Origin of the sequence: Neorhizobium sp. S3-V5DH (assembly GCF_004343065.1) — a bacterium.
GTDB lineage: Bacteria > Pseudomonadota > Alphaproteobacteria > Rhizobiales > Rhizobiaceae > Neorhizobium > Neorhizobium huautlense.
Window position 1 is genome coordinate 281,445 of the sequence record NZ_SMCL01000001.1, and the last position, 19,043, is coordinate 300,487.

At 56.2% G+C, this 19,043-nt stretch carries 16 protein-coding genes; 14 read left to right on the forward strand and 2 right to left on the reverse strand.

All coding sequences use genetic code 11. The annotated features are described in order from the left end of the window. Window positions 1-223: 223 nt before the first annotated feature. Window positions 224-784 (forward strand): hypothetical protein, encoded by a 561-nt coding sequence (locus EDE09_RS28035; protein ID WP_165924088.1) that lies wholly within the window; start codon window positions 224-226, stop codon window positions 782-784. On the opposite strand, the gene EDE09_RS01410 is transcribed toward EDE09_RS28035, so the two are convergent. Both EDE09_RS01410 and EDE09_RS01415 read right to left on the reverse strand, forming a co-directional pair. Further along, on the reverse strand, window positions 764-1,432 hold the full coding sequence (locus EDE09_RS01410; RefSeq protein ID WP_105370593.1) for a response regulator transcription factor: 669 nt from the start codon (window positions 1,430-1,432) through the stop codon (window positions 764-766). The two genes, EDE09_RS28035 and EDE09_RS01410, sit on opposite strands and share 21 nt — an antisense overlap. Then, window positions 1,429-2,829 (reverse strand): sensor histidine kinase, encoded by a 1,401-nt coding sequence (locus EDE09_RS01415; protein ID WP_132408483.1) that lies wholly within the window; start codon window positions 2,827-2,829, stop codon window positions 1,429-1,431. Before EDE09_RS01415 ends, EDE09_RS01410 begins: the two co-directional genes overlap by 4 nt. A gap of 604 nt (window positions 2,830-3,433) precedes the next feature. Between EDE09_RS01415 and EDE09_RS01420 the strand changes: the two genes are divergently transcribed. The 13 genes from EDE09_RS01420 to EDE09_RS01480 all read left to right on the forward strand — a co-directional run bounded on the left by EDE09_RS01420 (window position 3,434) and on the right by EDE09_RS01480 (window position 19,043). Beyond that, window positions 3,434-4,924, forward strand: coding sequence for an ATP-binding protein (locus EDE09_RS01420; RefSeq protein ID WP_132408484.1), 1,491 nt, complete (start codon window positions 3,434-3,436; stop codon window positions 4,922-4,924). Then, window positions 4,921-7,671: a Z1 domain-containing protein gene (locus EDE09_RS01425; RefSeq protein WP_132408486.1), complete on the forward strand. Its 2,751-nt coding sequence runs from the start codon at window positions 4,921-4,923 to the stop codon at window positions 7,669-7,671. The genes EDE09_RS01420 and EDE09_RS01425 overlap by 4 nt, the downstream gene beginning before the upstream one ends. Then, entirely contained in the window at window positions 7,661-8,635 is a 975-nt protein-coding gene (locus EDE09_RS01430; RefSeq protein WP_207914806.1) for a PD-(D/E)XK motif protein, read from the forward strand. The genes EDE09_RS01425 and EDE09_RS01430 overlap by 11 nt, the downstream gene beginning before the upstream one ends. Then, on the forward strand, window positions 8,628-10,718 hold the full coding sequence (locus tag EDE09_RS01435) for an AIPR family protein (RefSeq protein ID WP_132408490.1): 2,091 nt from the start codon (window positions 8,628-8,630) through the stop codon (window positions 10,716-10,718). The genes EDE09_RS01430 and EDE09_RS01435 overlap by 8 nt, the downstream gene beginning before the upstream one ends. Window positions 10,719-11,215: 497 nt before the next feature. Continuing rightward, window positions 11,216-12,781 (forward strand): hypothetical protein, encoded by a 1,566-nt coding sequence (locus EDE09_RS01440; RefSeq protein WP_132408492.1) that lies wholly within the window; start codon window positions 11,216-11,218, stop codon window positions 12,779-12,781. 353 nt (window positions 12,782-13,134) lie between these two features. Continuing rightward, window positions 13,135-13,944, forward strand: coding sequence for a hypothetical protein (locus EDE09_RS01445; RefSeq protein ID WP_132408494.1), 810 nt, complete (start codon window positions 13,135-13,137; stop codon window positions 13,942-13,944). 114 nt (window positions 13,945-14,058) lie between these two features. After that, window positions 14,059-15,297 (forward strand): DNA (cytosine-5-)-methyltransferase, encoded by a 1,239-nt coding sequence (gene dcm, locus EDE09_RS01450; protein ID WP_132408496.1) that lies wholly within the window; start codon window positions 14,059-14,061, stop codon window positions 15,295-15,297. Further along, a complete protein-coding gene (locus tag EDE09_RS01455) occupies window positions 15,297-15,764 on the forward strand; it encodes a very short patch repair endonuclease (RefSeq protein ID WP_132408497.1) in 468 nt (155 codons plus the stop codon). The genes dcm and EDE09_RS01455 overlap by 1 nt, the downstream gene beginning before the upstream one ends. After that, window positions 15,751-16,977 (forward strand): type II restriction endonuclease, encoded by a 1,227-nt coding sequence (locus tag EDE09_RS01460; RefSeq protein ID WP_132408499.1) that lies wholly within the window; start codon window positions 15,751-15,753, stop codon window positions 16,975-16,977. The genes EDE09_RS01455 and EDE09_RS01460 overlap by 14 nt, the downstream gene beginning before the upstream one ends. 648 nt (window positions 16,978-17,625) lie before the next feature. Next, complete coding sequence (locus EDE09_RS01465; protein WP_132408501.1) at window positions 17,626-17,865, forward strand: hypothetical protein; 240 nt, start codon at window positions 17,626-17,628, stop codon at window positions 17,863-17,865. A gap of 32 nt (window positions 17,866-17,897) precedes the next feature. After that, window positions 17,898-18,080, forward strand: a complete 183-nt coding sequence (locus EDE09_RS01470) for a hypothetical protein (protein WP_132408503.1) — start codon at window positions 17,898-17,900, stop codon at window positions 18,078-18,080. 200 nt (window positions 18,081-18,280) lie between these two features. After that, a complete protein-coding gene (locus EDE09_RS01475) occupies window positions 18,281-18,541 on the forward strand; it encodes a hypothetical protein (protein ID WP_132408505.1) in 261 nt (86 codons plus the stop codon). A 46-nt stretch (window positions 18,542-18,587) separates the two neighbouring features. Next, entirely contained in the window at window positions 18,588-19,043 is a 456-nt protein-coding gene (locus EDE09_RS01480; RefSeq protein WP_132408507.1) for a hypothetical protein, read from the forward strand.

Consider the following 19,043-nt stretch of genomic DNA (forward strand, 5'->3'; position numbering starts at 1 on the left):
GGCGGGCTTTTTGTCGTCGTCACTGCGTTGGGGGCGCTCGCCGGCTAAAGATTTTGAGGATTCCTGCGCGACATCGGTCCCTTTCAGCGCAGAATCTGGCCCGCCGATCGTCACGTGACGACCGGCGGGCTTTTTGCCGGAATCGGAACCATGAAGGAAATATCCGGTTTCATCGCTATTATAAGTGCGACAGATATAAACAAAGCAATGTCAGGAGTTGCAGATGGCCCCGCGTAAGATCACGGCCCTTGGCACGACATTCACGGCGATCGTTCTCGCCGTTATGCCGTTTCGGGTGGCAACCGATTTTCACGGTCTGCCGTCCTTTGCTTCGCCGGCTGCCTTGGCTCAAGATGACAATGGCGGCGGCAATGGCAACGGCGGCGGCAATGGCAACGGTGGCGGCAACGGCAACGGGAACGACAATGGCAATTCCGGAGGCAACGGAAACGGCTCAGGCAACGGAAACGGCTCCGAAGGTGGTGGGGCCGGCAATGGAAATGGAAGCGGGAATGGTTCGTCTGCCGGCTCAGCCCAAGGGGCGGGCGCCGGATCGACGTCAGTAACAACGCCTTCGGCTAGCAGATCGGCGCCGGCCTCGCCGAAGGCCGCCGAGGTGCAGGTGGATCCCCGCAGTTCCTCGATCACCGTTCGCCACGGCAACGGGACGACAGAGAAGCTGTCCGGGGGCCGCTACGAGATGCGCGATTCCCGTTCGAGGACCATCGTTAACCGCGCTGCCACTCCGTCCGATGCTTCGCGCCTAAAGTCGTTCGGCCGCTGAGCGCTGATCTGCGGCATCGCGAAGGGTGAGTGCCGCTTCTGTCCGGTTGGACACTTTCAGCTTCGACAGAATCCGGGTCATGTGATGCTTGACGGTCTTTTCGTGAAGGTCGAGTTCGCGCGCTACTCTTTTGTTGCTGAGCCCTGAGGCCACCAACGTCAACACTTCCTGCTCGCGCTCCGTCAGTTCCGCCAGCAGATCTTGTTTTTCCGCTTTTTCCGCAGGTGCGGAGAGGCCTGCAATAAGTTTTGCGGAAAGGGCCGGTGACACGTAGCTCTCACCGGAAGCGACGGTCTTGACGACCTCTGCAAGTCCTCTCGATCCCACGCCTTTAAGGACATATCCTTTCGCACCGAGCTTGATCGCCTTGGCTATGTCGTCGCTTGCTTCCGAAACGGTGAGCATCACGATCTTCAGCTCCGGACAGATATCGAGCGCTTCGGCAATTGCATCCAGGCCGTTTCCGGGCATGGAAATGTCCATCAGCATGACGTCGGGACATATTTCCCGCACGATGCGGATGGCATCCTCCCGGGATCCGCCTTCGCCGACCATTTCGAAGCCTTCGATTTCACCGAGGCTGCGGGTAACGCCTTCCCGGAATAAAGGGTGATCGTCAACAACGGCAATTTTGACTGCTGTCATCAGGCCTGCTCCATTTCCTGCACGTTCAGGGACATCCTGACCCTGGTTCCGTTTTTCGACGTAGAAATTTCGAATGTGCCGCCCAAGCTCTCGATTCTCTCCCTAAGGCCTGCGAGCCCCAACCCTTCCGGACGCGCCGCCGCCGGATCGAAGCCCGGACCTTGGTCGGAGACCTCGACAAGCACATTACCGTTCTCAAACGTCTGGCGGACGCTTTGGCCGACGCCGCCGCCATGCCGAAAACCATTATTAAGGGCCTCTTGCACGAACCTATAGATACAGATCTTCGCCGCGGGGGAAAGGGAGTGTGGGCTTTCTGACATCGACAGCATGACATCGAAACCCGTCCTCTGACGGTGCGCGGCAACGGCTCGGGAAAGCACGTCCGGCAGCGCTGCCGCTTCGATCTGCGGCAGGACAAGGCCGCTGCAGATGCTGCGTATCTCGTCCATGGCTTCGTCCAGCCGTGCCTTGATGGTAGACACCTCCTCTTCGCGGGCGCTCGGCGGAGTGGCCGGATCGGTAAGCACTTTGCTGTCCACGCGCAAGGCAGCATAGGCGACGAGCTGGGCGGGGCCGTCATGCAGGTCGGCGCCGAGGCGGCGCAGATAGCTTTCATTAAGCGCCGTCGCCCGCCGCGAAGCGCGCTGCGCGCGGGCATGCAGGGCTTTGTTCTGAGAGAGCAGCTCCGAAAGCTCCGCCACCCGTTGGGTCAGGGCCTGCCGCTGATTGTCGATAATGCGGCTCCCGCGAAACACGATTGCAGAAAGGAGGAGGAAGAAAGCGACGGTGACGCCTGCAACTGCAAACCAGCTTCTCAGCTGAGCCTGATGCAGGCTGTTTTCAAAATCCTGGGCAACTTCGTAAAATTCGGAAACCGCAACGACCTCGCCCGACCAGGGCTGGAGAATAGGATTATAGATCTCGAGAAGAGGAACGCCCTTCGAGCGCTCGAATTCGCTCTCCAGATCCTCAACCGGCCCGTATTGCGCCACCATCTGGCCGGAAAATGCCGCCTTCAGATCGCCGTCCGGCTCGAACCGTTTGCCGATCATGCTCTTGTCCGTGGCATAGAGGATTGTTCCGTCGTTGCGCCAGAGCCTGAAGGATATCACCTTGCCGCCAAGCGCACCCTGCCCAAAGGTCTCGTCGAGCGCCCGGGTCGTCACGTCGTCGAGCGTATTGCTGGTTTTCATGTCGGGAAGTAAGGGTGCGATAATGCTGTCGACGTAGAGTGCCGTCGACGCGGCGGAATTGCGGGTAACGGCAGCTTCGATGAGGCTGGTGACGTAAGCTCCGACAAGCAACATGGCGCAGAAGGAGACGAGCCCACCGGCGAGAAGAAACTGCCTGGCAAGCGATTGATCGTTCCAGTGATTGAGAATTCCACTTATCCGCACGAGACACCGGTCATCGTTCAATCATGATGGCGCAAAGCACGCCGATGCCCCGCAACGCGCGAACGCCCAACTTGTTGCATGGGATGGTCGAGGATTATATTGCGCGAGGCGGGGAGGAACAGGAAGGCAATTTCGAATGCTCATCGCTGGTCCGGACAACAGAGGCATCTTCCGGGGGAAATGGTGCTGCTAGAGAGATTTGAAGCCTGTCAAATCTGCCTACAAAAGCCCTGAAAACAAGGATTCTTCGCCGCCGAAATTGAAGCGATGTGTACCCATATTGTGGTGTCACGCGAAATGCAAGACTTCGGTGTTTTCGGAGGCGACCAAAGTCACGATTGGTGCGCTATCGGAGACGTCCGCCAAGGGCGTGAGGCCCTTCCCCGGGAGGAGGGCCGCAGACGAATGCCGAGTGCGGGATGTTCGAATGCGTCACGCAAAAGTACATGACGGCAAGAAGTCCATCCTGAATGCCATCTCGCTAAAAGAGACAACTGGCCTCGTACTCAAAACTCTAACAACCTTTTCAAGTTTAAGAATCGCATCTTGCAGGAGACGTGAATTCTCGTAATGGTGGTGCTTGGTCCCGTTCTGGAATGCCGCAATGCAACATAAGAAGATTACTCGTACAGCCGATGCCACACCGCATGCCGCTGCTCTGATCGAAGGTCTTAGGGACATCGGATATTCGCTAGAAACAGCCATATCTGACGTCATCGACAATTCGATCACTGCCAATGCTAAGAGTATTGAGATAATCAGCGAAAGCTATTCCGAAGAACCTTATCTGGCGATCATCGACGATGGAAAGGGGATGTCCGAACAGGAACTGATCGCGGCAATGCGTCCTGGTAGTACCAACCCGCTCGAAACGAGAAGGGAGCCCGATCTCGGCCGCTTTGGCCTTGGACTTAAAAGCGCCAGCTTTTCTCAATGTCGGCGGCTCACGGTTGTATCTCGCGCTTCCGGACTGACTTCGGCAGCCGTGTGGGACCTGGATGAGGTTGCAGAGAAGAACGAGTGGGCGGTCCAGCTTCCGGACGACATAGATGATATCCCCGGGGTGGAGCATCTTGGTTCTTCAGGTACGCTTGTATTGTGGGAAAAGCTGGATCGACTAGGCGGTGGCATCTCCAGCAATCTGGCCAAGCGTGCCGAGGTTATCAACCAGCGGCTTGCCGATACCGAACGCCATCTTCGGCTAGTCTTTCACCGCTTCATGGAAGTTTCAAAGCCGATCAAGATACTGCTGAATGGCCGCAAGCTGACGCCGCTTGACCCATTTGCTCGGAAAAACCCCGCCACTATTGCGGACCCTGAGGAGACCGTAAACCTCTCACAAGGCTCGATCGAAATCCAAAGCTTTACGCTCCCTCATCACAAGCAAATGAGCAACCCCGACTGGGAGGAGCTGGGTGGCCCCGAAGGGCATTTGAAATCCCAAGGGTTCTATCTTTATCGTGGAAAGCGCCTCATCCTTTTTGGAACATGGTTTGGTCTATGCCGTCAATCCGAACTCACTAAGCTTTCTCGTGTCCGGATAGACATCCCGAATACAATGGATGCCGACTGGAAGATCGATGTTAAAAAATCATCCGCTCAGTTACCTCCGCTTGCCAGGGACAGACTCCGCAAGGTCATCGAGCGAATTCAGGATGGCTCGAAGAGGACATACCGTAAGCGGGGGCAGAAACTCGTTGACAAGGATCGGCTGCCTTTGTGGCAACGCATTCAGGCGGAAGGACAAATCCGTTATCGGCCTAACGTGGATCATCCAATCTTCTCGGAGTTCGCGGAAAGCTTGCCTCAAGGGCTTCGACGAGGCTTCTTCAACTGCATTTCCATAGCCGGCGCGTCGCTTCCGATCGAGACACTGCATGCTGACATGTCTGGAATGGCCGAGCAGGTAATGCCGGATCAAGTCGATGAAGACACATTGGTCCAAGCTGTAAAATCGACGCTGACAGTGTTGAGGAATGCGCGAAAGAGTGTGGACGAGATTGTCGTGCTGATGAAGGATGTCGATCCGTTCAGGTCGGCTTGGGGTGATACCCAAAGAATTATTTCACACATCTTGGAAAAAGAAAACGCATGACAAACCCCATACTGAGCAGCATCGAGGGAATGGCGGTTATGTTCATGACCGCTCAGCCTGGACCTCCGACGGCGGAGATTATTCGACAAACGATTTCCCAACTTCGCTCTACAATGTTCCAAGGAAAGATCGACGACCTAGAAGCAGAGGGTTTAGCGCGACTTCTCGAAGAAAAGTACGGTATCAGCATGGGCCTTGGCGCGATAGTGGATGCTGACGACTTCCGACCTTGGCTACACGATGCACGCATAAACGGCGAGGTTCGTGATTACTACTGGGGCCGCTACCGCATGCTTCTGAATAAGAACGGGCTTCCGAAGACGGTCATAGATGCCACTGACGAAGTCACGGACAGGGTTCTCGATCGTCTCGGTGATCCGCGCAACAAGAGCCCTTGGAGCAGACGAGGCATGGTAGTCGGCCATGTGCAGAGCGGAAAGACTGCGAATTACACTGGTCTTATTTGCAAGGCTGCAGACGCTGGGTACCGTCTTATCGTTGTGATCGCCGGCATTCACAACAACCTGCGCAATCAGACGCAAGCTAGGATCGACGAGGGGTTTATAGGTCGCGACACAGGCCGTCTTTCACATGCCAATAAGGCCCAGCGCCAGAAAATCATCGGTGTGGGTCTCTTCGATCAGCGCGAGTTTCCCGTTTCCCTCACGAACACCCTGAGAGACTTCAACAAGGCGACGGCGACAACCAACACCAGTCAGATCGGGCAATACAATGTGCCCGTCGTTTTGGTTATCAAGAAGAATTCCAGCACTCTCAACAATCTCTTGGAATGGCTGACGGAGCATTCGGTCAACCAAGGGACGCAGATGGTAAGCCAGCCCATGCTTCTGATCGATGATGAGGCTGACAACGCGTCGATCAATACGGGCTATTCACGGGATGAGGTTACCCGCATTAACAGTCAGATACGCGAGCTTCTGTCCCTCTTTCACAGGAGTTGTTACGTCGGTTATACAGCTACCCCGTTCGCGAACATATTTATCGATCCGGATACAGACGATGAGGCTCTCAAGCAGGACCTTTTCCCTCGTCACTTTATCATCGGGCTTGACGCGCCTTCCAATTATTTCGGGGCGCAGAAGATTTTCATCGACAATCGCGACCGTCATTTCTGCGAGATTGCAGATAATGAGGATATTTTCCCGATAGCTCACAAGATAAGTCATCCGGTCGATGCGTTACCTGCCAGTTTGGAAAAAGCCGTTCGAACCTTTGTCGTGGCAAGAGCCATCCGAAATGCCCGAGGACAACAGGCACAACACGCGTCGATGCTCGTCAACGCCTCCCGTTTCACAGATGTGCAGGGAAAACTGCGGTCAAGAATTGTGGACCTCGTCGAACGTATCCGTGACGCGGTGGTTGTCGACGCAGGTAAGGGAAAGGCGGCGCTGAAGAACCCGGAGATCGCCAAGCTTCAGGAAGTCTGGCAAGCGACGTATGAAGACGCTGAAGCGGCAGATTGGCCAACAATCCAATCGCACTTGCATGAAGTTCTGGTCTCATTGCGCGTTATCGAAGTGAACGCCTCGAAACGGTCGCAGGCCTTGAATTACGATCATGGCGGTGAACATGGTGTAACCGTTATCGCAGTGGGAGGTTTTTCGCTGTCGCGAGGCCTCACACTCGAAGGCTTGATGATCAGTTACTTCCTGCGCAATTCCATCATGTATGACACACTAATGCAGATGGGCCGCTGGTTCGGCTATCGGCCAGGCTATGAGGACCTGTGCCGAGTATGGATGCCACGTAGTGGTGCCAATTGGTATGCTCACATTCAGGAAGCGATGGATGATCTTCAGGATCAACTCAAGCGAATGGAGCTCGCAAAGGCTACACCAGAGCAGTTTGGTCTTGCGGTCAGGAGTCATCCGGAAACACTGATTGTAACGGCGAAGAACAAGATGGGACGGAGTGAGACGGTCCCTGTCCGGGTAGGGCTCGCGGAGCAACTCATCGAGACGACGCGAATAGTCGTTGATGAAAGGCAACTTGGCCTCAATAAGGATGCAGGAGAGAAACTGGTTCTTGCGGCAATCAACCACGGTGCAAACCTTGGCCCAGCTTCTGGCAACGGCTTTCTGCTCAAAAGTGTTCAAGTCAGCTTGGTCCAAGAGTTCCTCCGGGAGTTTCGTGCGGAACCAGGCGACCGACCCACAAACCCACTGACTGACCCAAAGCTTATTCGGGACTATATTGATGCAAGAGCCAGTTCAGAGCTTGGCGAGTGGGACATATACATCGCGAGCTCCACTGGTACGGCGGTCGCACCCGCGGGGTTCGCCGGCAAGGAGATCACGCCATTCGAGCGATCGGTCGATCCAGACGCTTTGAGAAGCAAGGTGCTTTTGATCAGCGGCAAAAGCCGCAGGATTGGCTCTGCAGATGACGAAGCTGAAGGTCTGACAACCGATCAGATAAAGGCTGCAAAGGATGGGTTTTTCCTGCGACAGAAGGAAGCAAAAAAAACCTCAAAGACTGTCAACCCGAAAGTCTATCGACAAGTCGCGGGGCGAAATCCGTTGCTCATATTGCGCTATGTCCAGCCTAAATTGGGCGAGGAACCTTTGAAGGACATGCCGCCCGAAGGAGTTCTTGTCTGGGGTCTGTCGTTCCCGTCGAGCAATGTCGCAGGTGGTGCCGTCGAGTACGTGGTGAACACCAGTCGGCTGCGTGAGCTCTTTGGCGAGGATGAGACTGAGGAAGAGGCTCGTGGCGATGCTGAGTGAAAGCCCTTGGAGCCGATTGGAAACCGGCGCAATCGAGTCTCGTCGCGTGGACCATGGTGCTCGCTGGAACTGGTTTTGGGCGGTCATTCCCGGCGGCGACGTTGCTCTCGTGATGAAGCTGGATGTCCTTCCCGATCCCTTGCCCGAACTGCCGAAGCTGAGGAATCTGGAGATGCGCTTCGAAAAACTGGCGACGGGCCCAATACTTTGCATCCGCTTGAAGGATGATCGTCAGATCGAACTCTTCGAGACGCTGTGTCGTGATGTCGTTACCGCGGGTGAAGTGGCAGAAGCAGAGTTGATGGCTGTCGAAAGAGCGATCCGCCGCACTTTTCGCTGGCACAATCTCCTACGCGGGGAAACTTCGCGAATCCTTTCCGACGAAGAACAAAAGGGCCTCATCGGCGAGATTGAAGTCCTCAAGTTACTCATTGCGGAAATGGGCGCGAAGCCGGCGCTTTCATGCTGGACGGGACCTTCAGGCGCGCCGAAAGATTTTGAACTCCCTTGCGACTGTATTGAGGTCAAGGCAAGGCGGACAGCTGCTCAGCCTTTTGTAAAGATATCCAATGAGTTTCAACTTGCTGATGTTCCCGGGCGTCGGCTCTGGCTTGTCGTAATAGCTGTTGACAAGGTTCCCGATCCACTCGGCGAAACGTTAACGGATGTGGTCAGCACGATCGCAGCCTTGATCGAAAGCGACGATCCATCTGCCATGATGGAATTGGAAGTGCGCCTCGCTGAAGCGGGTTACGACTCCGATCATGATTATTCCAGGTACCGCTGGACAGTGTCTGAGCCAGAGTTTCATGCGGTCTCGGAAGAATTCCCGAGAATTGCAGCACCGATAGCGCTTGGCGTTTCCAACGTGAATTATTCGATCGCGCTTTCCGCCTGCGCGCCATTCCGAGCAGACATACGCAGTGCGAAATCCGCTATCTTTGGCAGGGGCAACAATGAGTGAGCTGGACGAGTATCATAGGAACCTGATGGCCGACATTCGCCGTGAGGCCGACGCAAGCGGGATTATGATGGTCGAAGCCTTCTTCGATAGAATGAGCGAGCGTCTGACCGAGGCAGGCGAACTTGATGTTGCGGACCGGGCTTTTTATCAAAACGGCGAAGCAGCTCAGAAGATGAGGGTGGACGGCTATGCGGGAAACCCGCGCGATAGCGAAGGCGTCTTGGGTCTGATCATTTGCGATTTCGTCGATAGCGATGATCTTCAGGCGTTTGGGAAAGTTGAGGTGAAACCTATATTAAATCCCCTCATTCGCTTCTTGAACAAGGCTCGCACCTCAGCTTTTCGCGATAGTTTGAACGAAGTCAGTCCAGCATTTCAGGTGTCCGACTTGCTAATCACTACGTGGAGCCATGTCACCAAGATCAAGCTTATCGTCATGTCGAACCGACAATACATCGGACGAGACGACAATGTGAAGCTTGCCGATATCGGCGACATTCCCGTTACATGGTCGGTATGGGACCTAGCGCGATTCGAAAAATTCGATCGATCTGGACAGGCACGCGAAGATATGATCCTCGATATCGCGGAGAATTTTGGTTCGCCACTACCGGCGCTGAAAGCTTCGCAACACGACGCAGCACTCGAGAGCTACCTCGCCATTGTGCCAGGAGCTCAATTGGCTTCCATTTACGACCGATGGGGCGCTAGGCTTCTCGAAGCTAACGTACGGTCCTTTCTGCAAGCGCGTGCCAAGACCAACAAGGGCATCCAGAAGACAGTCAAGGATGAACCAGAACTCTTCTTCCCATATAACAATGGTCTGTCTGCAACGGCCGATGAAGTCACCACTGTTCAGACCGAAAACGGTCTAGCCATTAGCAAGATCACCAATCTGCAGATCGTAAATGGAGCCCAGACGACGGGATCGATCCATTCGGCGCTGAAGTCCGCAAAAGAGCAGCTTTCAAAGGTCTTCGTGCAGATGAAGTTGACCGTCGTTCCTCCGGAGCGGTCGGAGGAAATCGTCCCGAAAATTTCGGAATTCGCCAATACCCAGAACAAGGTGAACGCCGCAGACTTCTTCTCCAACCATCCGTTCCACATAAGGATGGAACAGTTCTCCCGAAACGTGATTTTTACGGCAAGGGAGGGCGAACGACACGACAGCAAGTGGTTTTACGAGCGCTCCCGTGGCCAGTATATCAATGCCCGCGGACGCCTTACCGCTGCGCAGCAGAAGAAATTCGACTTGGAGTTTCCGAAAATCCAGCTTTTCAGCAAGACCGATCTTGCAAAGTTCGAGTTCTCGGCAATCGGCCAGCCTCACGTCGTATCAAAGGGTGCCCAGAAGAATTTTGCCGAATTTGCTAAGGATATTGGACAGAGCTGGTCGCAAAGCGATGCGAAGTACGACGAGACCTGGTTCCGACGCGTGATCGCCAAGGCCATCATTTTCCGGAAGCTAGAAGAGGAAGTTCCAAAGCAGGGCTGGTACGAGGGGGGCTATAGAGCCAACATCGTCACATATGCGATGGCCAAGGTTTTCCATGACGGCAAGTCGGAAAGGCAGACTCTTGACCTTGATATCGTCTGGCGCAAGCAGTCAGTTCAGGATGCCCTGCTTGATGCCCTGCTCGTCGCGGCGAGGGCTGCCAATGATGAAATTACCCATCCGCCTACTGGTGTCAGGAACATGTCCGAATGGGCCAAGCAACAGGCCTGTTGGAACCGACTGAAGGAAAAGGAACTGAGCTACGCGGACAACTTCAATGATTGCATCGTGGCCCTCGATACAGCACGCACCGCAGTGCGGGATGCTCGAAGCGAAAAGGCTCAGACTCAGGCGATCATGGCACAAACCGAGGCCGTTAACCTCGGCGGCAAATTCTGGTCCGAGGTAATGGCATGGGGCCGTCTCAAAAAGCGGCTTACACCCAAGGACGCGCAGATCGTGCAAATTTGTGCCGCTATACCGTCCAAAATTCCCACGGACGGCCAAGCTGTTCATGCAATGAAACTCTTGGAGAAATTCCGGGACGAGGGCTTTGGGGCGAGGCAACCAGATGCCACTGGTGTCTAACTCGCTTGCCTTGCATAACCATCATGTACAAGTACGTGACAGCTGTTCGAATCCATCCCGCGTTCCGAGATCACGCTTGGGCGGGGTGGGGGATTGTGGAGAACGTCATGTACCTGTACATGACGACCATCAATTCGTTTCGCATACGGAACGTATTTTCGGCGCTTGACCAAGACTCTGTCCCGCATGACCATAAAAAAACACCACGTCGCAGGGCGGGAACCCTCAGTGGTGTTTTTTTGGAGTTGCCAGATGAGCATCGCTGTTGGCGAAATTGCTGTAAAGACCCCCCACCGTAATCGGTGAGCCCGAGGTCGGGACATATCCCGACCCGCTCGACACTACCGCCTGACCCTACAATCAAAAATGTTGACAAATCCGACGAGCACGCAGGCTCCGGAAATCAGTGTAAGGTCGGCGCAGGGGCCTGCGTCCTACCCGAATTCTCCCTTGACGGCGAATGGCGCAAGGACCTGACGAGGCACCGTCCCGTCGGCATGTCCTGGCGTATGCCTTCCGAGGAACTCAAGAAGGTCCTCGATGTCCCGGTGATGGAGACCGCCTCCGAGCAGGAAGTGGTGGACGCCCTGACGGCCGACGCCATCATCTCGGCCCATCTCTATCCCGGCCGCCGTATCTCCTATTCGAGGCGCGAAGCCTACTGGCAGAACCGCGCACGGTATACGGGTCCCGCGTTCCGACGCAGCACGGTCATCAAGGCGGTGGACGCTCTGGTCGCCAAGGGCATCCTGATCGAACACGACAGGCGGCCGGCGGGTAAGCGGGGCATCCAGTCCTCCTATCTGCCGAACCCGATGCTCGTCGCTTTCGAGATGCCGAAGCTGAACCGCAAGCGCGGGGAAACCATCATCCTGCGCGACAAGAACGGCGACATACTGGCTTACAAGGACACGCCCCAGACACGGGACAGCCGATACGTTCTCGAGAAGGTCAACGACGTCCTCGAGAAGACCCGCTTCACCGTCGAGGGCGAAGGCGTGGTCACCGACGGACAGTGGACCCGTATCGAGGACCGCGTGTTCTCGACCTCGGCGACCGCCATGCACCGCGTCTTCAACCAGGGTGTCTGGACATCGGGCGGGCGTTTCTACGCCGGGTTCTGGCAGACCATGCGCGGCCGCCACAGGCATACCATCCTGATTGACGGCGAGCGCACCGAGGAGGTTGACTACGACTACCTGCACGCCAGGATCATCTATGCCTGGGCGAAGAAGAGACTCGTCGGCGATCCCTACATCATCGAAGGCTTTCCGAGGAACGTGGCGAAGCGGGCGTTCTTCATCATCGTCAACGCCGAGGGCTATCTGGCTGCCAAGGGAGCCGTCGCGAACTACCTCGAAAAAAAGGGACTGGACAGGAAACTCGCCGCCAAGCTGATCGCCGTGATGAAGGCCCGCCATGCTCCGGTCGAGAAGTACTTCCATTCGGGCGTCGGACTGGAGTTGCAGAACCTCGATGCGAAGATGGCCGAGTACGTTCTCCGTGAGATGACGGTCCGCAAGGGTGTCCCGTGCCTGCCGATCCACGACAGCTTTATCGTTCCCGCTGGACAGGTGAAGAACCTCGTCAGGACGATGAAGGCTGCGTACGAGAAGTTCGTCGGACGGTCGAATTCGGGTGTCTGCTCCGTGAAGTCGTCCGTTGCAACTTCCGATTCAACAAAATCAGAGACTTGGCATCTGGATTCACCACACCTTCACAACCCGCCCTTCACCACACCCGCCGAGGTCAAAGATAGGACTCCAGTACTCGGCGATTCCGTACTGCAGAATCGGGAACCCCGTTCGTCGAAATCAGTGTCCTCCGTGGCCGTCGGAACGGGGTCTTCAATCCTGGTAGACAGCAAGGAAGACCCGAAGGCGGAACAGCTGGGCGTCAAACGTCGTCCCATGCCGGAATTCATGAGAAAGGCAATGGAGGATCGAAAGAAGGCCTGGAAGCAAAAGGAAGCACGAAAGCAAGCCATACGCGAGAGCCGCCAACGTGGATGCCAGCTGGTGTATGGTGGGAAAGATGGATCGGTAGTCGTCCAAAAGGTTTGACTGCATCTGGAGGGGCTGGGAGGCTCAGTACGGAAGTACACGGAATATCTCGTCGGGGTGGTCGGCCCCGGTTCCCGCCAAAGCGACTCTTCTGAACCTCTCACGGCGGCCCTGATTCCGATCTCGACATGCGAAAACCCGCCGCAACCCTTTCAGGGTCGCTATGCTCACGGCTCCGGATGCTCATACTTCTCGATTGGCGGAAGCAACGGTTTGACGCAAGGCCGGCTTGGCATGTTCAGGTTTCTCAAGGAGGAAACATGAACTGTCTTCATCCGTATTGCCCGATGTCTGCACCGTCAGGCAGTCCCGCCTAGACTCCGGTTCTCGACCGGCCTGAACTGAAAATCAGGGTGGCCGACAGACCTGCCGTGGCAGCGTTTCTTGACGCCAACTTCCGCGCCGTCGGCACCTGGACATCCGCGGCCTTGTTCACGTCTCCGTTGAACCGGGCGATGCTGAAACGACTGCTGGAATACTGTCCATGTCTGTTTACGCAAATCGAGGTTTCCCCCACCGCCAGAGCGGTCGTTCACCTCTGCGAACTCACGCTTGGCACCCGAGTAGACTCGTCAAACGTTCATGATGCCTTCCTGATCCAGCATCCTCGTCCGGGCACTCCAGCAATGGCCTATCCGCCGCGCGAAGCTGTCCGGAATATCGGCGGTACGATCATGGAGTTCCTGTGCAGTGAGGTACTTGCATCCGCCGGCGTGCCGCTGATGGCGCTGGATGGTGACAATTGGCCGAGATGGCAGATGCCCGGTCATATCATCATGAACGAGGGGAGGATGCAGGCACTGAAAGCGTTCGGGGGCATCCTCATCCCATGCGCGCCTACCAACCTCGTCATCTCTGTGAAGAGTGAAGCTGCGCGGGAAAGACTCCTCTACTCTTCCAATTCCATCGAGGGAGTGGGGTTCGGTTTCTTCAATCAGCCAGAGGAGTTCTGGACCAGTAGCCGCATGGCGCTGTTCAAGAGGATGGGGTTCTCGGCCATCTACATGCCCGATGCCACGCATTCGGCGGTCATGGCCCGTGTAGTGGATGATGGTAGGGAGAGGCATGCTGTAAACCTCAATGGGGCTGACCTCTATCGGCCTCTTGCTCAGTTCGGAGGCGACATGAGGCGAGTGGTTGGCAGATCAACCCTCGAACTCTGATGTCGACGAAAGCTGCAACAATAATCAGTTGACATCCATTCGTTCATGTTATGTTCTATGGATTACTTCCTGCCGTAATGTCAGAAAGACTCCCAGAGAATGCCGAGGTGATTCATGAGTGATTTTTCCGCCCTGCGACAGAAAACTGGCCTGGGTATCTCCGAAACAGCCGAACGACTGGGCTATACCGAACGTCAGGTCTACCGCTGGGAGTCGGGGAAGAACGTTCCCCGCAAGGTGGTACTGGACTCCCTGGAGACTGTTCGAAACGAGCGATGCGCCGAGTCGGCCTCCGAACATTCCTTTACTTTCATTGATCTGTTCGCGGGGATTGGAGGGCTTCGTCGCGGTTTCGATGCGATCGGCGGAAAGTGCATTTTCACGTGTGAGCGTGACAAGCATTCGCAGGAGACCTATCGGGCAAATTACCCGGAGGATGACCACGACATTTTTCCGGACATTACGAAACTACGCGAGGAGGACATTCCGCCTCACGACGTCCTGTTAGCCGGTTTCCCGTGTCAGCCGTTCTCGATAGCGGGCGTCTCCAAGAAGAACGCCCTAAACCGGCCCCATGGCTTCGCCTGCGAGACGCAGGGAACGCTGTTCTTCGATATCCAGCGCATCCTTGCCTTCCATCGTCCCAAGGCGTTCCTGCTCGAAAACGTGAAGAACCTAGTCAACCACGATAAGGGGCAGACCTTCAAGATCATCCGGAACGTGCTGGAAAACGAGCTGGGCTATACGATCCAGTGCAGGATACTGGATGCCAAGTCCTGGTTGCCGCAGCACCGCGAACGCATTTTCATTGTCGGTTTCAGGGACGAGTGTGGTTTCGATTTCGAAGACCTTGTTGTGCCTGACGTTTTGAAGGGACCAACCCTCAAGACCATCCTGCATCCGGAGAACGGAGAGGAAGCCCCCGAGAAGCCGTTTACGGATGGCAATATCGGCCGGGTATCGGACAAGTATACACTGAGCGACAAGCTCTGGGCCTACCTTCAGGCCTATGCCGACAAGCATAAGGCAAAAGGCAACGGTTTCGGTTTCGGTTTGTTCGGCGCGGAAGGGGTCGCCCGCACGCTCTCGGCTCGCTACCACAAGGACGGATCGGAAATCCTCATCGACAGAGGTGACGGACGGAACCCGCGCCGGCTGACGCCGCGGGAGTGCGCACGGCTTATGGGCTTTGACCTTCCAGGACATAGCGACTTCATAATCCCCGTATCGGACACACAGGCCTACCGCCAGTTCGGGAATTCCGTCGCGGTTCCTGCTGTCGAGGCGGTTGCGCAGCTCATGAAGCCCTACATTCTCGACGCCCGCAAAGAGGTCGTCAGAAAGCGGGCCTGATGGCGGATATCGTCACCCCGGAGAAGCGTAGCCTGATGATGTCGGGCATCCGGGGAAAGGATACGAAACCGGAAATCCTGATCCGCAAGGCGTTGTTCGCGCGTGGATGGCGATATCGTCTCCATGACAAGCGCCTGCCAGGCAAGCCCGACCTGGTGTTCCCGCGGCTTAGAGCCGTTGTGTTTGTGGACGGCTGCTTCTGGCATGGACACACTTGCCACCTGTTCAGGCTCCCGTCTTCACGGGTCGATTTCTGGACGGAAAAGATCGCGCGCAATCGGCAACGGGACGTCGAGGTCAGGAAGGCGCTGGACGGACTGGGGTGGCGGCACCTGACGGTTTGGGAATGCGCGCTGAAAGGCAGGACGAGGTTGCCGATCGTCGAGGTTATCGACAAGGTGGCGAACTGGCTCGAATCGGGCAGGTTTGCTGCGGATATAGAGGGGACGACGGATGGCGATCAGTGACCTGACGGACTGGATGGACGAGTACGGTCGACCAGGTTTCGTTTGGTACGCGAAGCGCCTGTCGGGTAACGACACGCTGGCGAACGGCTCGCATCAGGCCGGCCCTTATATCCCGAAAGATTTTCTTTTTGAAATCATCCCCAGCCTGAATCGTCCTCAGGAATTGAATCCGGATGCCCGCTTCGAACTCTATGTCGACTCCCATCCTGATGTCCGGACCATAAGAGCGGTCTGGTACAATAACAGGCTCCATGGAAAGACCCGTAACGAGACCAGACTGACCAATTTCGGCGGCGGCCAGTCCGCACTTCTGGATGCAGACAGTACCGGCGCGCTTGTGGTCTTCGCTTTCGCGCCCGAGACGGACGCTGCCGATGCATCGTGCCATGTCTGGCTATGCGATGATGGCATCCAGGCCGACCTGATCGAGGAAAGACTTGGGCCAGTTGAGCCCAAGGTTCCAGTCATTTGGCGTCCGGGAATCTCGGAGCCACAGGCTGACCTGTTCACCATTACCCCAGCAGCGCGAACTTCTTGCTGGCTGGGTCCGGCCGAGATGCCTCCTGAGTGGCTGGTGACGTTCCCGACCGGGCGTCAGATCATCGAAAAGACTATTTCGCTCAGGCCGGCAACAGGGACGAATGCCGATGTCCGGCTGATGCGACGTCGTGCATGCGAGTTCGAGATTTTCAAGAGCGTCGAGCAGGCGACGTGGATGCCCAAGATAAGCGAAGGCTTTCATACGATCGACGGATTTCTCGGCCTCGCCAACACCATCCTGCAGAGCCGGAAATCAAGGGCGGGCAAATCGCTTGAATACCATGCCAGTGCGATTTTCGAGGAAGACGGATTGTCGCCTGGTGCCAATTTCGTCCACAACCCGGTTATCGAGGGCAACAAGCGACCTGACTTTTTGTTTCCCAACGTCGAAGCCTACGAGAACGGGGCCTTCCCCGCCAACAGGCTGCGCATGCTCGCCGCGAAGACTACCTGTAAGGACCGCTGGCGTCAGATCATCAACGAAGCCGACCGCATTCCGACAAAGCATTTGCTGACGCTCCAGGAAGGTGTGTCTCAGGCCCAGTTCAACGAGATGACGGAAGCGGGCGTCCGGCTCGTCGTTCCCGCCGGCCTGCACGACTCGTATCCCGATACCGTGCGCCCGCATCTGATGACGCTGGAAGAATTTATCGGGGACGTCCGAATAGCTTGAACAGATCAAGCGGAATGCGATTTCGGCGTCAGTCGGTCCCGCGTCACCCGTTCCGGGTCGCTATGCTGACGCTCCTGCGGCAGACGTGATTCCGAAATCGCATGCGCGAATTCCCGCGGTCTCCTCGATATCGAGGACCACTATGTTGACCGCTCCGATATGCTCTTCTTCATCGTGGGGCGCGGTAGCGCGCCAGAATGGTCCATGAGTCCATTTTAAGCTCAAGTGTGCTGTACGGGGCCGTATGCGCGCCCATACAGCACGCTTGGCTTCTCGAATGGGTCCGACTACCCCTGAATCCCTTTCCCACCCTCCGCGCTAAGCCTGCCACCGTTCTCACTCTGTCAACGCCCTTGGGCGTCCTACACTCCGTTACGGCCCTTCGGGTGACTCCCATTGCGAGCGGTGGCGATCATGGAGCTATCGGGACGGGGAACACATCAGATGGCCGCGCTGCGCGCGGGTTCGACTTGGCCTGCGGCCCGCATCGAACAGGGAACAGGCCCTCATCTTCACATCCGTAAAATCCTAGCAATCCAGTTGGGTTTTCCTCCGGCACAATACAACCATGCCGCGTCGTCCCCTGGGCTCCATTGCCCCGATGTGCTATAAATATGTCAACGAAAACAGTCGTAATCGAGGTCCAAAATGGCAATCACGAGCACAACGTTTCAAGGTTTGACCTTTAATCTTCTGGTTGAGGAATTCGCCGATCGGGACACGGCCGGCCGCCTCAATGGATATCTGGCATCGATCTACAGGATCGAAAAAGGAACCTCCGTCCGCCATCTTATCCGTCGCTCCCGTTTGCCTGGTGCGGCCGCCGCGATGCGCGACGAGATCGAACGGGACGGCATCCAGGCGTTCCGCCGCTTTCAGCACGTCTGAAAACCCACATTCCCACATAGAAAGGAAATGCAATGCTCCTCCTCCGCATCCTGACCTTCCCGATCGCACTGTTTGCCTTCGCGACCCTCTACACCATCGCCATCAAAGCTCCGCATGCGGTCGAAGTCGGCAGCCTCGTTCTCTGGATCATCCTGCCGCTTCTCATTGTCACCAAGCTCGCCAGGGCCATGCTGCCCAATGCAACCTTAAATTAATTCAAGAACTCGATGTCGAAATTCAAGAACTCGAATACAGGTTTAATTCAAGAACTCGACGAGCGGACTAGCGCAACGAGTTCTTGAATTAAAACAATAGCTTACACTATTGACGTTGAACGGATCGTTTCTTATATGTTGCTTTATCGAAGGGGCGGCGCAAACAATTGATCCTCGCCACTGAGGCGGAGAATACAACTATGTATAGAAAGGAAATGCGTGTGAGAGAGTATCCATGGAATGAGAGCGACAAGAGCGCCAAGTGCAGGGTTCGTCGGGCCGGCGCGTCGTACTATTTGTACGTCAGCGACTTGCCCGACATCCGCAGTGCTGCGTGGTTCCTCCGGAAAGGCAAGCGGGTTATCGCAAGCGGCATCACCTCCGAGATGCCGACGGCGCTGGCGCAAGTAGAACACGCGTTCGAAAACTGGACGTCGAACGCCTGGCGAGTCCACGGCTGAAAAATCTTCTCAGCCGGCGCATTTTCCCTCTTGCGCGGCCGTTGGAATGCTCCAACACTTTGTATGTGGACAGTCACAAACGCACTTCCCCACATCACATGAAATCCTGAAAAATGGAAACGAAATCAATGAACAACGTGCTTCGGCGCGCGGCGGAGCCGTGCCCGCAGGCCAAGTGAAAGGTATCGAAATGAACATCAGCAAGATCATCGACGGCCTCCGCTACAACACCGCGACAGCAGAGGAAATCTGCTCTTTCGAAAGCGAATCCGGGCGAGGAGATTTCCGTCACGAAGTCACCACTCTGTATCGGACGCCCCGGGGACGTTTCTTCCTCGCAGGACGCGGTGGTGCGATGACGCGCTGGGCTCAACCAGTCCAGGGCGGGCAGTCAGATGGCGAGGGGCTGCATCCTGTAGGTACCGCACAAGCCCGCAACTTCGCCGAACAACATGCCGACGAGGACACCATTGCCCGCTTCTTCGTGGTCGAGGAGGCATGA

Bases quoted from the DNA above. Each gene is read 5' to 3' on its own strand.
- EDE09_RS28035 (WP_165924088.1), top strand. From the start codon at position 224: ATGGCCCCGCGTAAGATCACGGCCCTTGGCACGACATTCACGGCGATC.
- EDE09_RS01420 (WP_132408484.1), top strand. From the start codon at position 3,434: ATGCAACATAAGAAGATTACTCGTACAGCCGATGCCACACCGCATGCC.
- EDE09_RS01425 (WP_132408486.1), top strand. From the start codon at position 4,921: ATGACAAACCCCATACTGAGCAGCATCGAGGGAATGGCGGTTATGTTC.
- EDE09_RS01430 (WP_207914806.1), top strand. From the start codon at position 7,661: ATGCTGAGTGAAAGCCCTTGGAGCCGATTGGAAACCGGCGCAATCGAG.
- EDE09_RS01435 (WP_132408490.1), top strand. From the start codon at position 8,628: ATGAGTGAGCTGGACGAGTATCATAGGAACCTGATGGCCGACATTCGC.
- EDE09_RS01440 (WP_132408492.1), top strand. From the start codon at position 11,216: ATGTCCTGGCGTATGCCTTCCGAGGAACTCAAGAAGGTCCTCGATGTC.
- dcm (WP_132408496.1), top strand. From the start codon at position 14,059: ATGAGTGATTTTTCCGCCCTGCGACAGAAAACTGGCCTGGGTATCTCC.
- EDE09_RS01455 (WP_132408497.1), top strand. From the start codon at position 15,297: ATGGCGGATATCGTCACCCCGGAGAAGCGTAGCCTGATGATGTCGGGC.
- EDE09_RS01460 (WP_132408499.1), top strand. From the start codon at position 15,751: ATGGCGATCAGTGACCTGACGGACTGGATGGACGAGTACGGTCGACCA.
- EDE09_RS01465 (WP_132408501.1), top strand. From the start codon at position 17,626: ATGGCAATCACGAGCACAACGTTTCAAGGTTTGACCTTTAATCTTCTG.
- EDE09_RS01470 (WP_132408503.1), top strand. From the start codon at position 17,898: ATGCTCCTCCTCCGCATCCTGACCTTCCCGATCGCACTGTTTGCCTTC.
- EDE09_RS01475 (WP_132408505.1), top strand. From the start codon at position 18,281: ATGTATAGAAAGGAAATGCGTGTGAGAGAGTATCCATGGAATGAGAGC.
- EDE09_RS01480 (WP_132408507.1), top strand. From the start codon at position 18,588: ATGCTCCAACACTTTGTATGTGGACAGTCACAAACGCACTTCCCCACA.